This is a genomic window from Caballeronia sp. INML1 (assembly GCF_023631085.1).
In the GTDB taxonomy this organism is placed as follows: Bacteria; Pseudomonadota; Gammaproteobacteria; order Burkholderiales; family Burkholderiaceae; genus Caballeronia; species Caballeronia turbans.
Genome location: NZ_JALQDT010000078.1, coordinates 1 through 13,883, shown reverse-complemented (window position 1 = coordinate 13,883; position 13,883 = coordinate 1). Strand labels below are relative to the sequence as shown.

General features: G+C 60.1%; 15 protein-coding genes. 7 read left to right on the top strand and 8 right to left on the bottom strand.

The window, feature by feature from the left end; genetic code table 11:
- Positions 1 to 363: 363 nt before the first annotated feature.
- Positions 364 to 849, top strand: coding sequence for a DUF2934 domain-containing protein (locus NCR38_RS31340; RefSeq protein ID WP_250478230.1), 486 nt, complete (start codon positions 364 to 366; stop codon positions 847 to 849).
- Between the two features lie 100 nt (positions 850 to 949).
- Here NCR38_RS31340 and NCR38_RS31335 read toward each other — a convergent pair whose 3' ends face one another.
- Genes NCR38_RS31335 through imuA form a run of 3 tightly spaced genes read right to left on the bottom strand, consistent with a single transcriptional unit; the run spans position 950 to position 6,214 of the window.
- Positions 950 to 4,099 carry an error-prone DNA polymerase gene (locus tag NCR38_RS31335; RefSeq protein WP_250478229.1) on the bottom strand — a complete coding sequence of 1,050 codons (3,150 nt, stop codon included), beginning with the start codon at positions 4,097 to 4,099 and terminating at the stop codon, positions 950 to 952.
- A gap of 14 nt (positions 4,100 to 4,113) precedes the next feature.
- Positions 4,114 to 5,577: a DNA polymerase Y family protein gene (locus NCR38_RS31330; RefSeq protein ID WP_250478228.1), complete on the bottom strand. Its 1,464-nt coding sequence runs from the start codon at positions 5,575 to 5,577 to the stop codon at positions 4,114 to 4,116.
- Positions 5,501 to 6,214, bottom strand: a complete 714-nt coding sequence (gene imuA, locus NCR38_RS31325) for a translesion DNA synthesis-associated protein ImuA (RefSeq protein WP_250478227.1) — start codon at positions 6,212 to 6,214, stop codon at positions 5,501 to 5,503. The genes NCR38_RS31330 and imuA overlap by 77 nt, the downstream gene beginning before the upstream one ends.
- 419 nt (positions 6,215 to 6,633) lie before the next feature.
- Here imuA and NCR38_RS31320 point away from each other — a divergent pair, with 419 nt between their 5' ends.
- Entirely contained in the window at positions 6,634 to 6,978 is a 345-nt protein-coding gene (locus NCR38_RS31320) for a hypothetical protein (RefSeq protein WP_250478226.1), read from the top strand.
- Between the two features lie 34 nt (positions 6,979 to 7,012).
- Positions 7,013 to 7,972 carry an SOS response-associated peptidase family protein gene (locus NCR38_RS31315; protein ID WP_250478225.1) on the top strand — a complete coding sequence of 320 codons (960 nt, stop codon included), beginning with the start codon at positions 7,013 to 7,015 and terminating at the stop codon, positions 7,970 to 7,972.
- A 17-nt stretch (positions 7,973 to 7,989) separates the two neighbouring features.
- Here the strand turns inward: NCR38_RS31315 and NCR38_RS31310 are convergent, their stop codons facing one another.
- Positions 7,990 to 8,253, bottom strand: a complete 264-nt coding sequence (locus NCR38_RS31310; protein ID WP_250478224.1) for a hypothetical protein — start codon at positions 8,251 to 8,253, stop codon at positions 7,990 to 7,992.
- A gap of 270 nt (positions 8,254 to 8,523) precedes the next feature.
- Here NCR38_RS31310 and NCR38_RS31305 point away from each other — a divergent pair, with 270 nt between their 5' ends.
- Complete coding sequence (locus NCR38_RS31305) at positions 8,524 to 9,225, top strand: hypothetical protein (RefSeq protein WP_250478223.1); 702 nt, start codon at positions 8,524 to 8,526, stop codon at positions 9,223 to 9,225.
- 30 nt (positions 9,226 to 9,255) lie between these two features.
- Positions 9,256 to 9,699: a Fis family transcriptional regulator gene (locus NCR38_RS31300; RefSeq protein WP_250478222.1), complete on the top strand. Its 444-nt coding sequence runs from the start codon at positions 9,256 to 9,258 to the stop codon at positions 9,697 to 9,699.
- A gap of 12 nt (positions 9,700 to 9,711) precedes the next feature.
- On the opposite strand, the gene NCR38_RS31295 is transcribed toward NCR38_RS31300, so the two are convergent.
- Positions 9,712 to 10,116: a hypothetical protein gene (locus tag NCR38_RS31295; protein ID WP_250478221.1), complete on the bottom strand. Its 405-nt coding sequence runs from the start codon at positions 10,114 to 10,116 to the stop codon at positions 9,712 to 9,714.
- Positions 10,113 to 10,442 carry a hypothetical protein gene (locus tag NCR38_RS31290; protein WP_250478220.1) on the bottom strand — a complete coding sequence of 110 codons (330 nt, stop codon included), beginning with the start codon at positions 10,440 to 10,442 and terminating at the stop codon, positions 10,113 to 10,115. The genes NCR38_RS31295 and NCR38_RS31290 overlap by 4 nt, the downstream gene beginning before the upstream one ends.
- A 386-nt stretch (positions 10,443 to 10,828) precedes the next feature.
- On the opposite strand from NCR38_RS31290, the gene NCR38_RS31285 reads away from it, so the two are divergent.
- A complete protein-coding gene (locus tag NCR38_RS31285) occupies positions 10,829 to 11,152 on the top strand; it encodes a hypothetical protein (RefSeq protein ID WP_250478219.1) in 324 nt (107 codons plus the stop codon).
- Positions 11,153 to 11,226: 74 nt separating this feature from the next.
- Here NCR38_RS31285 and NCR38_RS31280 read toward each other — a convergent pair whose 3' ends face one another.
- Entirely contained in the window at positions 11,227 to 11,418 is a 192-nt protein-coding gene (locus NCR38_RS31280; RefSeq protein WP_250478218.1) for a hypothetical protein, read from the bottom strand.
- Positions 11,419 to 11,438: 20 nt separating this feature from the next.
- A complete protein-coding gene (locus NCR38_RS31275) occupies positions 11,439 to 12,365 on the bottom strand; it encodes a site-specific integrase (RefSeq protein ID WP_250478217.1) in 927 nt (308 codons plus the stop codon).
- A 190-nt stretch (positions 12,366 to 12,555) separates the two neighbouring features.
- Here NCR38_RS31275 and NCR38_RS31270 point away from each other — a divergent pair, with 190 nt between their 5' ends.
- Positions 12,556 to 13,461 carry an H-NS family nucleoid-associated regulatory protein gene (locus tag NCR38_RS31270; RefSeq protein ID WP_250478216.1) on the top strand — a complete coding sequence of 302 codons (906 nt, stop codon included), beginning with the start codon at positions 12,556 to 12,558 and terminating at the stop codon, positions 13,459 to 13,461.
- The last annotated feature ends 422 nt before the right edge of the window (positions 13,462 to 13,883 follow it).

Sequence of the window (13,883 nt, the reverse complement as noted above, 5' to 3'; positions counted from 1 at the left end):
GTTTCGCGCCTTTCAGCTCGATCAGGTCGATGTTTGGCATGGGTCCGGGTCCGCCCTGTCGCCGTCTCCCGTCTTGATGCGCGTCGTGCCTGGCGTCGCGAGAGGGTCGTTCGCGAGGAGCGGTCCTTGACCGATTTACCAATGAGGCCCTCCGACTTTTCGGTGTTGAGGCTCTTAGCAGTCTTAGCCACGGTGCGCTCCAGGCGAGATTGACGGAAGGAGCAAAGCGCATTCCATCAGGACTCGGCGGTTTAGCAGCTGGGGACGGGAGCCATAAGGCGTCGGTTTGCAGAGGCAGCCCGGCGTTGAGCAACAGAAGACGACCTGCTATGTTGTCTGCACTTCAACTTTGATACGACTCCAATGCCTACTGCGCTAACTACAGACGAAATCCGCGTCCGTGCCTATCTGCTGTGGGAGAGTGACGGTCGCCAATCCGGACGTGATGACCATTATTGGCACGAGGCGATTCTTCAACTTGAGCGTGAGCGTGTCTCCGAGTCTGAGAGCGCAAGCATCGGCGTCGCCGCTTCGTCGGACGCTTCCACTTCAAAGCCAGCGAAGCGAAGCGCAAGCACAAAGGTCGGCAGAGCGTTGCCTGCCAACGTTGGCCAAGGAACCAATAGCGATAAGACCGGTAAGAAAATTCGCAAGGTGACGGGGGAGCGTGATATGAACGCCGGTACCAAGTCCGACACGAAGGCCGATGACAAGGCGAATGCGAAAACCGAAGCAAAAGTGAAGGTCAAGAAGAAGGCGGATGCGCCCACAGCCGCTTCGAAACAGCCGAAGAAGTCGCGGCGTATCAAAGAAGATACCGGACAGGCGCAGCCGAACAAGGCGCCGTAAAGAATCGCGGCCAGACGGAGCGCTGCACGAAGCGACACGACTCGAACAGCGGCGGGACCGGCCCAACCAGCTTCATCGACTCGGCTCGGACGGGCGGCCCTCAGCAGAAGTTGCGACTCACGGTCGTGAGCCCGCCGAGCAGGTGCGACATGTCCACCAGCCGCTGCGCAACGAGATGTCGGACCTCGCCTTCGCACTGCCATGTGCCATACACGGCGAGGAGCGCTGCGCCCAATGCCTCCTTTCGTTGCTTCTCGAGTAGCGAGGGCCAGACAATCACATTGACATTGCCGGTCTCGTCTTCCAGGGTGACAAACATGACGCCCTTCGCAGTGCCGGGTCGCTGCCTTACCGTGACAAGTCCGCAGCCACGCGCCAATCTTCCGTTGGGCAACCCGCGCAACGTTGAGGCTGGCATAAGCCGGTGTTCCAGCAGAACAGGGCGCAGAATCGAAAGCGGATGCCGGCCCAAGGTCAGGCCTGCTGCGTTGTAGTCGCTGACGATGTCTTCTGCCTCAGACGGCGCGCCAAGCTCTGGCGTCTCGTCATCGATCCGGCTGTCGGCCAGGATGTCCCGGTCGGGCACTGCTGCGACCGATTGCCAAAGCGCTTCACGGCGATTGCCAGCGAGCGACTGCAGCGCGTTCGCGCCCGCCAACACTTGGAGATCGTGCCGATCGAGTTGCGCGCGGCGCGCCAGGTCACTCACGCTCGCGAAAGGCTTCACGGCTCGCGCATTCTCAATGCGCTCCGCTACTCCATCGCGCATCCCTTTGAGTAACGACAGGCCGAGGCGGACGACTGGCTTCGCACGATCGACATGACGCTCAAGCACCGAGTCCCAGCCGCTGATCGTGACGTCGATCGGCAGCACCTCGACTCCGTGGCGCTTCGCATCCTGCACGAGTTGTGAGGGCGAGTAGAAGCCCATCGGCTGCGAGTTGAGCATCGCGGCGAGGAAAGCAGCGGGTTCGTGGCATTTGAGCCAGCTGCTGGCATAGACGAGTAGGGCGAAGCTCGCTGCGTGACTTTCGGGGAAACCATATTCGCCGAAGCCTTTGATCTGTTCAAAGATGGCCTCGGCGAACGCCTTGTCGTAGCCACGCTCCTGCATGCCGTTGACGATGCGGTCGTAGTATTGCTGCAATCCGCCTTTGCGTTTCCACGCAGCCATCGCGCGCCGCAGCTGATCCGCCTCGCCCGGTGTGAAGCCTGCCGCAAGGATCGCGACCTGCATCACCTGCTCCTGGAAGATCGGCACGCCGAGCGTGCGGCCAAGCGCCGTCTCCAGCGCAGCGCTCGGGTAGGTGACAGGCTCAATCTTCTGACGCCGCCGAAGATAAGGATGCACAGCGCCGCCCTGAATTGGACCGGGGCGCACGATCGCAACTTCAATGACTAAGTCGTAGAACGTCCGCGGCTGCATGCGTGGCAACATGCTCATCTGCGCGCGCGACTCGATCTGAAAAACCCCGACCGTGTCGGCCTGCGAGATCATCTCGTATGTCGCAGGATCTTCTGACGGGATGTCCTGCATCTCGAAGCGTTCGCCGCGCTGCTCGGAGACGATATCGAGCGTACGGCGAATGGCGGACAGCATGCCCAGCGCGAGCACATCGATTTTCAGTAGCCCCAGCGCCTCGAGATCATCCTTGTCCCACTGGATCGCACTGCGGTCGGCCATCGCGGCGTTCTCGACGGGCACGAGCCGCGTGAGCTTGCCTCGACTGATGACGAAGCCTCCGGAGTGCTGCGATAGGTGCCGTGGGAAGTTGAGTATCTCGGCAGCAAGCTTCGCCCACATCGTGATGAGCGGGTTGGCGGGGTCAAGCCCAGACTCCTCGAAGCGACGCAATAGATCCTGCGAGTGATCAAACCACTGGTGACTCTTCGCGACCTTGTCGACGATCTGCGGATCGATGCCAAGCGCCTTGCCGGTTTCGCGCAGCGCACCGCGCGGCCGATAGGTCGAGACGGCCGCTGCGATGGCGGCGCGATCCCGTCCGTACTTGCGATAGATGTACTGGATGACCTCTTCACGACGCTGATGCTCGAAATCCACATCGATATCGGGCGGCTCACCGCGTTCCTTGGAGATGAAGCGCTCAAACAGCATATTGCCGCGCGACGGGTCGACTTCCGTCACACCGAGGCAGTAGCAAACGGCCGAGTTCGCGGCTGATCCACGACCCTGACACAGGATGTGCTGGCTGCGCGCGAAGCGCACGATGTCGTAGACCGTCAGAAAGTACGCTTCGTAGCGCATCTCGCGAATCAGCTGCAATTCATGCTCGATCTGCTGCTGAACCTCAAGCGGGATGCCGGCTGGAAAGCGTTTATGCGCGCCGATGTACGTCTCCTGCCGCAGATACGCCTCGTGCGTGAAGCCGTCCGGCACGAGTTCATCGGGATACTCGTAACGCAACTCATCCAGCGAGAAGGTGCAACGCTCCAGGATGTTGAGGGTCTGTGACAGCGCGTGCGCAGGATACAGATTGGCGAGCCGCAGACGCGAGCGAAGGTGTTGCTCAGCGTTGGGCGCAAGATCGTATCCGCACTCGGCCACGGGCTTTCCGATGCGGATCGCTGTCATGGTGTCCTGCAGTGGCTTTCTTGAGCGGACGTGCATTACGACGTTGCCGAGCGCGACGACCGGTACGCGATGCTGCTCGGCGATGTATTCGACGCTACCTCGATGAATGTCATCCATCGCGCGTTGATGCAGGATCAAGCCCACCCATGCGCGAGCAGGAAACGTCTCGTTGAGCCATTCCACCTGCGCGGAGAGCGCATCTTCTTTCGCGGGGAACTCCGGCACAAGAATCGCCAGGCAGTCGGGCATGCCGCGCAGATGCGCGAACTCTTTCTCGGGCTTCGAAAGATCGTGCGGCGTGAGCAGGTACTCTCCTTTCGCTGCGCGCATGCGACCGAGCGTGATCAACTCGGATAGGTTGCCGTAGCCGTTGCGATTTTGTGCGAGCAGGATGAGACCGAACGCCGGGCTCTTGTCCGCATGAACAAGCCGGAAGTAGGAGCCGATGATCAGCGGGAGATTTTCTTCCTTCGCCTGGACGTGCGCGCGCACGACACCTGCCAGCGAGCATTCGTCGGTAATGGCGAGGCCTGAGTAGCCGAGTTGCGACGCCCGCAGCACCAGTTCTTCGCCGTGTGAGGCGCCATGCAGAAACGAGAAGTTTGTGAACGCGAACAGCTCCGCGTAGTCGGGTAGGGCCGACGAGAAAAGATCCACGGCGACGCCACCGATTATCCGAAGAGTCCATGAAGAAACCAGCGGACTTCTTCGGTCTTCACGCTCGGTCGTTCACGGTAGATCCAGTAGCAGCTCTTATCGGCAGCTTCCGCGACGTAGTAGTCGCGCGTTACCAGTTCGCCGTCATGCCAGCCGGCTTCGATACGCTCGCCGGTCGAGACGAGCTTGAGCGGTGAACCATAAAACGGCCGGTGATTGTTGATCATCAGCCGCACAGGCGTATCGAGTAACCACGTTGGCCGCGGCAGTTCAGCAGGAGGCGGGCAGGCTTTGACGGTGTCCTGGACCGGGACCCAAAGATTCGCCTGTTCGGGGCGATGATCCGACGTCGGCGCGGGACGCAACACATTCTCTGCACCTAAACGAGCCACCAACAGTTCGAGCAGGCGATTGTGATCCTGCGTGGATCCGCCGGGATCGGGGAAAAGCGAGTCGCTCGGCGGCTCGGCTGGCTGCACTTTCGAAGCAGCCAAGCGTACCGCGATGACGGCCGCTTCGAGCTCGATGCGTCCGAGCCGCTCCTTGAGCAGTCGCACGAGGTGCTCCTCATGCCAGGTTGGTTCCGCGAGCGCGATGTCGATCGTCGTCGGCTCGATCGCCTGGCGGCCCCGTTCATGTTCGAGCGTGATCGTCGCCTGCGTGAGCGCGAGCTGCTGCGCGCTCAGCCATCCGCACAGCTGCACGATCAGTCGTCGCGCGCAAAACAAGACCGCTTCAGCATGTTCAACGCGATCGGGCAGTTCGGAGCGCGCGCTGAAGGAGGGTGGCAACTCGAGCCATTCATAAAGTTCGGGCGACAGGCCGTAGGCGCGGTCAAGAGAGTCCAGTAAGTCCACGCCACACCTCTTTTTGAGACCTGCACGCGGCAGGCGTCGAATATCGTTGAGCACTCGGCAACCGAGGCCGTTGAACCACTCGGCGAAGGGCCGCACTTCGGGACTCACCATGAAGGGCAACTCGCCGAGCGTGCGTTCCAGCGAACTCATCTTGAGCACGCGCCGGCGACCTCGTTTGGCAAGAAGCCACGCACCTTGACCCGTTGGCGCGACGCTCATGCGAGCGGTTACGCCAATCGCATTGACCACCTCTCGGATCTGCCGGCAAACCTGCGCGATGCCGCCAAAAAGCCGAAGGCTCGCTGTCACGTCGACGACGATGGTTTCCTCTTCTCGCACGGCCACTTGAGGAGAGAAGCGCAGTAGAGCGAAGGCGACCTCGCGCTGCACGTCGAGCTCACGGGTTGGGCAGCGGTCGTACATCAACGCGTTGGCCATGAGCGTCGCGACGCCGCCGCGCTTCATGCCCACCATCACCCCTGCGTCTCTGGCTGCCTGGTCGAGGACGATGACCTTGTCACGCTCGAGCACCACACAGCCGTGTTCAGTCGGAGACGACCATCTCGGACGGAACACCTCCAGCGAAAGCCGGGGCAGGAAGATTGCGACGAACACGGCCATGAGGGCTGAGCAGAATCGGAGACGGTTGAAGATGGATGGACAGTTGGTCGGTTCGGATGGGCCCTCGTCGCTTAACGACATCGACGACGATGCCGCTGTCGGCGGGCCGCACCGCCAGCCGTAATGCGGCGGGCGAAGAATCTTGGGCGGCGGCAAGCGGTCGAACCAGAATCAGTAAGGTTTCCGTCGCTTGTGCCGCGAGATGCAATCGCCGTAAGGCCTCAGATCGGATGTGCTGTTGCCAGAAGAGCAGCGCGCCGCAACTTCGGGCGTTCAGCACGCGCTCGGCGCACCACAGTGCGTCGGCCGTCTTGGGCGCGCGCAGCATCATCAGCTTGTCCAGCGGCAGGCCCAGATACGAAAACGCCAGGCTGTTCGGCACGTGCGGCGCCTGGAGTAGCGCGACCGGCCGTTTGCTCGCGGCCACGAGCGCAGGCTTTAGCAGCCGCATCTCACCAATGCCAGGCTGCTGGACCAGCAGCTCTACCAAGGCGCCGATGGGCCAGCCACCGCCCGGCAGCTCCGCCGACAGGGCTGCGTAGCCGGTGTCGACGGTTTTGCCGTAGGCGCGCGCGAGTTCCGAGCCGCGCCAGAGGCTCGCATGGATTGTCTCGATGTGTTGCGGCAGGGCGGCCATGGTGGAAGGGGTTGATCAATCACTGTATATTTATACAGTAGTGTAGCGCAAAAGTTGAAGCAGTGAATTTCGTCTTACATACTCCCGTGCAGGCCGACCGATGGATATGCTTCGGAAACACCCGTGGCCGAGGCCGCGACCTTTGTCGCCAAGGTACCCGGGGCGTCCGGCGCGCAACGATTGACGCGGCAATGCGAGCGAGCCGCTTCCTCCGGACGGTCATGACGTTGAAGAATTCAATGGCTGGAAGGTCGAAGATAGCGTGCGGGGTTGCCGATTCTGTGCCCGGTGCGACGGTTCGTGCGTGGGCACAGGAATGCGCTGCGGCGAGCGACGTTAAGTCCACGTTGTTGAAAAGTCCCGCGTTCGTCCGCACGTGCATCTTGACGGCTGGCAGGTTGGGACCAAGTAGGAGCGAAATGAGCAAGCCCGATATTGACGAACTAACAGGCGCGCGATCGGATCTGCTGTGCTTTCTGGTGGCAACCGTGGCCGCTTCGTACGCGCTGACGCAGGAATGGCGAGTGGATCACGTCGTGGAGAGCTGCCGCATCTGGCTTAAGCGCAACCTCGTCATGATGCATTGGCTTGAGCGCATTCGGATCGGCCAACTGGCGTTCAAGATCGCTCGCCACGATCTGAAGAAAGCAGGCATTGCGGTTCGCCAATCGGATGTGCAGGCGCTCTTCACCGGCGACATGGGGCTGAATCATGCGAGCACGGTCGTCCAGAAGATGATGCGGCTCTGCCGCGAATCGCTGTGACACGGCCAGGCAACGAAACAGGAGACGATGACAGATGTGTTATTCGGCGCAGATTCAGGCGGACTATCGACGCTACGTGAAGATGTTCGGCGCGCAGATGGACATCCGGGAGTTTGCGCGCCTCTTCTGGGAGCGTGCCGAGGGCAGCAAGGCGAAGATCCCGAAGGCGATGGAAGACGCGTTTCTCAATCCGCAGAATGACGATGAACGGCAGATCAAGGCATTCATCGATCGTTACAATGCGGAGCAGGCGACCAGTCTGGAGCAGGAGCTCTTCAGGCAGCGAACTCGCCTCGCCGATGCGCAGCGTTCCCTGCAGGGCAAGACCACAAAGGCGGCCGCCGGGAGCAAGCGCATTGCGACCGACAAGATCGACGCAGCGCTGCGCCGCCTCGAAGATCTCAAGCGAACCGAAGGACAGCCGCGGGATTCGCGCATCTTCCCGGGTCACTACGCGCCCGTGCTCGTCGTTGAAAACGGAAAGTACGTCGTGAAGCCGATGCGGTATCAGTGCCGCATTGCCGGGAAGCCGGCCATTTACGATACGCGTTTCCCCGGGACGTACAACTGCCGTGTCGACAGTCTTTCGGGCTTCTGGCGACCGCTGTTCGGCTATTCCCACGGCATCATGATCGTGAACCGCTTTTACGAGAATGTGAGCCGCGCACGTATGGAAGGGCGAGCGCTTGCTCCCGGCGAGAAAGACGAAAATGTCGCCCTCGAATTCAAGCCTGACTCGGGCGGTGACATGCTGGTCGCCTGTTTGTGGTCGCGCTGGACGGCGAAGGATCAGCCGGACTTGCTTTCGTTCGCGGCCATCACCGACGAACCGCCGGTGGAAGTCGCTGCTGCCGGCCACGACCGTTGTATCGTGCCGGTCAAACCGGAGAATGTTCAGGCGTGGCTGAATCCGAACCCGTCAAATCTTGACGCGCTCTACGCCATTTTGGACGACCGCGACCGCTTCTACTATGAGCACCGACTCGCGGCGTAGCTCGGTGGCCGGCTGATTCATGCCGAAGGGTTCGTGCTTAGCCCGCGCGAATAGCGCGCATCCATTTCGAATGGCGGAAGCGGCGGCGTCTGCCCGTCGACAAACGCGAATGCGCATCGGATGGCGAATCGGTATGCACCATCCCTGCTTGCGAATGCACCGAGATCGCCCAACGAGGTGGCGTGGCCATCGCGTTCCAGGATAGAGGCGCGGGCGACATAGGTTCGTCCGACGCGTGTGACCGACGGTTGAATCGCTGCACCGTGGTGATAGAAGATCATTTTTGTGTGTCTCCATTATCTCGTGCGCGAGAACCCAGCATAGCGCGGAAAGAAAGTTGGCCACAAAGGGATTTACCTTTCTTGATTAGCCGCTTAAATCCGCCATGCGCGGGAGCACGCGTACAGGCAAATCGCAATACGGACTGACCGTCAATTAGCGATCGCGTCGCATAAAGCACACACGACGGGCGGGAACGCCTTGCTGGTTCTCGGGAGCGCGCGCAGAACTCCTTATAATTCCTGCTCCGAAGCTCACGAGGATGATGCGCGATGTGGCAGGCCCAATTGCAGCAATGGCAGCAGATTCCAGCTTTTCTGACTCAGATCAACTGGCCGCAGTGGCTGGCCATTGTCGGCATGTCGAGTGCCATCAGTTCCATCGTGGTACTGTTGGTGCAAGGGTTGAAAGACCGGGTCACTCATCGACGTGAGCGGCGCGATGCGGCCCTCGAAGTGGCGATCTCGCTCGAGGGTTACGCCCGCGTCTGCCGCGCCATGATGCATCGTGCTGACTGGGCACGCGACGAGTTGAGCCGAACGGGCAACCGCGATGCCATCAAGAGCGCCATGCTGCCGGCTTTCCTGTTTCCCGAAAAAATCCAGTGGCGACGACTCGGCCATCGCGTCGTATCCGACTTGCGTGACTTCCCGGCCAGGATACATGCTGGACGTGAAGATCTCGGGTCATTCGCCGACTATGGCGACCCTGTCGCGCTTTGCGAGGAAGTGAGCGTCGAGTGCGCAAAGGCAGCGCGAGATGCGCTGGCGCTGGCGCGGGAGACACGAAAAAAACATGGATGTGTGCCGTGGCGACCAGGCGCGAAGGATGCGGACCTGAACCGCGACCTCCTGACCTTCATTTCGGCCGCGCAAGAGAAACGCGACGCACAGCGCAATCGCCAGACGATGAGCGTCGGACCTGCGATCATCTCCGAAGCTGCTGGGGCGGATTCCCGCATCGCGCTGCAGTGAACGCACGATCCGAATGGTAGACCTGACGAGATGCCTGTCTCCAAAAAGCGCAGATCGCCCAAAACACCGACGCGTGCGCAATCGAAGCGGTTTCTGCTTCCCATGCCGCGGCAGGAGGCCGACGCGCTCTGTCTGCAGCCACGCATTGCGCTCGAATCGGCGCGAGGAGGCCGCGCCGGAAGTCACGAGACGACCATCCTCGCGCACACGGTCCTGCTGACAAGTTTCCTTACCGAAGCAGGACACGGTGTGCTCGACCTGTCGTTCGTTCGTCAAGTCGAAGAAGCTGTGCTCGCGATCCTCGATGCAGGCAAGGCAACCGGCGAATGGAACTTCGACGAGACATTTGTCCAGTCGCTGACCACGATCATCAATGAGTACGACCGCCAGATGAGAGAGGCGCGATTCGGCCAAGTCTTGGCAGCCACCCAGCGTCTGGATCGGATGATCGCCTCGGTACGCGCGGCCCGTTGAGCAGGAAGTCGGCTAATCCAGCTCTCCCTTGTATGAGAGGAGCACTGGAGTGACACTGAACCGGCAACCGTACTGATCGATTTGCAGCGGCTCTTCACGCGATTCGTCGGTATTGCATCCACTCTCCTCGCGATGTTCGCGTGGCCACGTCCACGCTTCAAGCGCCCAAGCAGGGATGTCGCTCCTAAGCTCGAATTGATACTCGACAGATGACGACCAGATGTCATCAAAGGTTTCGTCGAGCATTTCTTGCACATAAGCGAGATCTGCGAAGCTCATTGGCGTGCGCCGCCTCCTGTACCGGTCCTGGCCCGCGATAACGCACCTAGACTGGAGATCGAGCACGAGGCGATGAATCAGATAGGGTTCACTTCCCCAAATCGACGTCCAGTCTCCCATGGCGTATCGATCTGTCATGCTCGGTCATCCGATATGTGATCGTCTTGCGACTGCTTCAGCAGTTCCTCCTCGGCTTGTTGCAATAAGGCCCGCGCGTATTCCGAGATGAAGGCGCTATCGTGATGGGTGGCCTTTCCGAACACCGTGGCGAGATTGCGCCGTGCTTCACTCGCAAATGCGGCACGGTCTTCCCCCGTGCTGAACGTCACGTCAGTGACGATCCGTTCGGCGTGGTCGTGGATGGTGCCGACCTTCTTCCCATCGAACAGAATTCGGGCCGTCGCGTTGACGCCATGTCGTGTCTCGGTGAACTGGATGCTCAAGGGATCGATGGTATAGGGCATGTAGGCTCGGAAGAAAGGATTGGAGGGTTGAATACCTGCGCCGTTGTTTTGGCAGATCTCTGATCCTATTCATCTACTCGAGAAGTCAAGGAAGCCCTGCAAAATCCACAGTCAGCGGACTCGATCCGCAGAGACGAGCGCACCCTTTCCTCAGTGCACTCGCGAGCCAGCTAGCCACCGGACTTCAAAAAGGCGTGCCATCCTCAGAACAAGACACGAACTGTCTTGATCAACATTAAGATGTTGCCCAAGCTCTCCGCCGAATCTCACTTGATTGGGCCGCTCGACGGAAGGGCGCGCACGCAGTGCACCGCGTCACGCCATTCGCGCTGCATCTCATGAGCGCGCGTTCACTTAATGTTGTGCAGACGTTTACTCCGGCGCCCATGAAGACACGCACGCTTCCCCGCTTCGAACCTGTCGGCGTCGACGAGGGGCGGGTGCTATGGAAGAAGTACCGTGGGAACGCAGACGTTGAGCGCATGCTGCTCGAACTTGCGCAGGCGCGCCAGACCATGGGAGAGATTGAAACTTACTTCGACTCGGTCCGGCGGGCATGGGAAGAGGAGAACCTCGGACAGTTGGTCGCCATGGAAAAAATCCGCCTGTTGCTCATGGAGCAGCATCTGAGATACCGTGCGCTCGCCGGATTGAAGCCGCCGCCTCGAGATGAGAATCCCGACGAGCCAGAACCGGCGCTAGTCGATTAGAAACGCGTCATATCGCTTCGATTTACTTCGATCGGTTGAAGATTTCGATGTTGAAGCCCTTGGGCCAACCTGATTCATGACGCGCAGTGCATCCTCTGCAATCGGTTCGCGGACGTCTTCATAGTCCCTTGCGGCATGACGAGCAACAGTGCGTAATTCGTGCCCTTCGTGCCCTTTGCCACCGCGATCTTCCCGGCCAGGTTGTTCGTTTCGGTTGTCCATCGCCGGATCTGATCGTCGAGGACCTTCTTGTCATCTTTCGTCATGTTTTCGTTTCGTTCGTTGTTTAGCCTTCGACACAAGCTGCAGCGTTAAGCGTGAACCGAAGGCGCGTCACGGTTCGGTGGCTCGACAGGCCGAGCAGGCTGCTGACCTGCTCATTGGTTTTCCCCGCGGCGAGATGGCGCCTTCCATAGGTATTGCGTAGGAGGCGAGGGCTTTCATCTGCGGCCGATAGCCCCGCAGCCTCGAGCGCCGTGCGAACGCACTTGACCAAGGTGTCGGGTTTCATAGGCTTGCCTGCGGCCGTTGCCACGAAAAGCCAGTCCGTCGCGCAAACAATCGCTTTCCGGGCCTCATAGTACGCGCGCAGCACATCAGTGGCGAAACTGTCGATCGGTACGCGTCTGGCGAGCCGCGGACCATGTTTCTCAACGAGCAGGCTAGGCCGCTTGTCCTCCATGTCAAGGTCCGCGACGCGGAGAAGACTCAGTTCCGCCGCCGTGACGCCGCACCCGAGAAAGAGCGCGACGACCGCCGTATTGCGCAACTCTTTCGCGGATGCACAAGTCGTCGTCCGACACACCGCCTGCAGGCGCTTGTCGTCCTCTTCAGATAGATAGATTGGCGTCGGTTCATCCTCGGGCCAGTTCTCTCGCGCAAGCAAGTCGGCGGCGGGATTCTCTTTGCGCAATTCAAGCGCAACGAGATGTCGGGCAAGTCGATCGATGAGCTTCAGATATCGATAGCGAGTCGTGGTTCCCGGATGACAGTCGCGCGCGAGTTCTCTAAAGAATGCATCGATGTGATCGGCACCGAATGTGGCTACGCATTGCCCACGGGTCGACAGATAGTCATTGAATCGCGAAAACATCGAGCAATGCTGGACGATTGATTGATCCGCGAAGGCACGACGATCGGCGCCGGTGGCTTCCGCTCGCTGCCATTGCGCATAGGCTGTTTCAGGATCAGAGAGCCACTCGTCGGTGCGCATAAAGTCGATATACTGAATTTGCCAATCGTTAATCTAACGCGAAGCTGGCGCTTCGCCAACATCTGCAAGCAGAAAAGCCGTCTTGAAGCGCGCCTTCTCCATTCTTTTAGATGCTGATTAGACGATCGCTGCTAGCCCATTGCCGCGGGCCCGTGGCATAGTGCGAGTATTTTCGGAATAGGAGAGGGCAATGGCGACGCTAGAAGCGATTCAAGCGCGGATCAAAAAACTCGAAGCTCAGGCGCAAGCTTTAAAAGCCAAGGCTGCGAGCGGCGTGATCAAGCAGATTCATGACTTGATGGCGCATCATGAGATTTCGATCGATGACGTCGCCGGATTTGTTGGCAAGGCATCAGGTAAGACCAAAGCAAACGCAGTGGGAAAAGCGGGTTCAGCGAAGTATGTTGATCCGCAGACCGGTGCGAGCTGGAGTGGCCGTGGCAGGGCGCCGGCGTGGATTGCGAATGCAAGCGATCGGACCGCGTTCCTCGCGGCGGGTGCTGGTGAGGCGCCTGTTCGCGCGAAGGTGTCGGAAAAGCGCAGGACAGCCGCACGCAAAGGACCTCAGCCCGCTCTGTATCGCGATCCGGTCTCGGGATTGACATGGAGCGGATTCGGTCGCGCACCTGGTTGGATTTCGAGCGCAAAGGATCGTAGTGCGCTCCTGATTGAGAAGGACAGTGCAGCGAGCAACGCGGGCGCACTGGTGACCGCGAAAAAGGGTGCAATTGCGAAGCAGCCAGCACCGAAAAAGGCCGTAAAAGTGGTCGCGGCAAAGCCGGTCGGGAAGAAAGCGGCGTCGAAAAGGGCGACGGCAGCGAAGAAGGGAGCGACTACGAAGACGGGACCTGCAGCGAAGAAACGAGTTGCTGCCAAGAAAGGGGCAGCGGCGAACAAAAGCGCAGTCGCCAAGAAAGGAGCAGCTGCGAAAAAGTCAACGGCGGCGACGAAGGTCGCTCAGAGCGCAGCGACAAAACGTGCTCGCTCTCTCGGCACGGGTCCGGCCCGTAAGTCACGAGCACCGGTTGAGAGTGTTGCACCTGTTGAAAGCCCTGCCCAAAGCGTTGGGGCGGAAGGCGAGGATGCGAGCCAATAAGGCATTCTGCGATCGCCGCGGAGAATCTGCGCGGCGATTACCTTCAGTCGACTTGCTCGGCGAATTAAGTGAAACCTATCGAGGCCAAGGACGTTATCAAATCACCTGATTCGGCCTTTGGCGACCTTCGCCGTTCATCCTTCGTGCGGCTGCAGTTCGCCACGTAGCTGTCGTTCGCGATGCGGCGCAATCAAACGTCGGCTTCCGGGAAGGGCGAACGAGGCTTGACGGCCTGGAGCGGAAGTTCTAGCTGTGAAATTCGCGCACCGAAAGCTCATTCAACTGTCGATGTGACGCGCATCAGCGAAGACAAGCCCGCATGAGGATGATCATGCGGTAAGGCGGCTAAACGCATGCGATTACACACAAGTCATTCGCCGAGTTCTCGGGCGTACTTGAGGCCGGCGGCGAAATCCGTCACT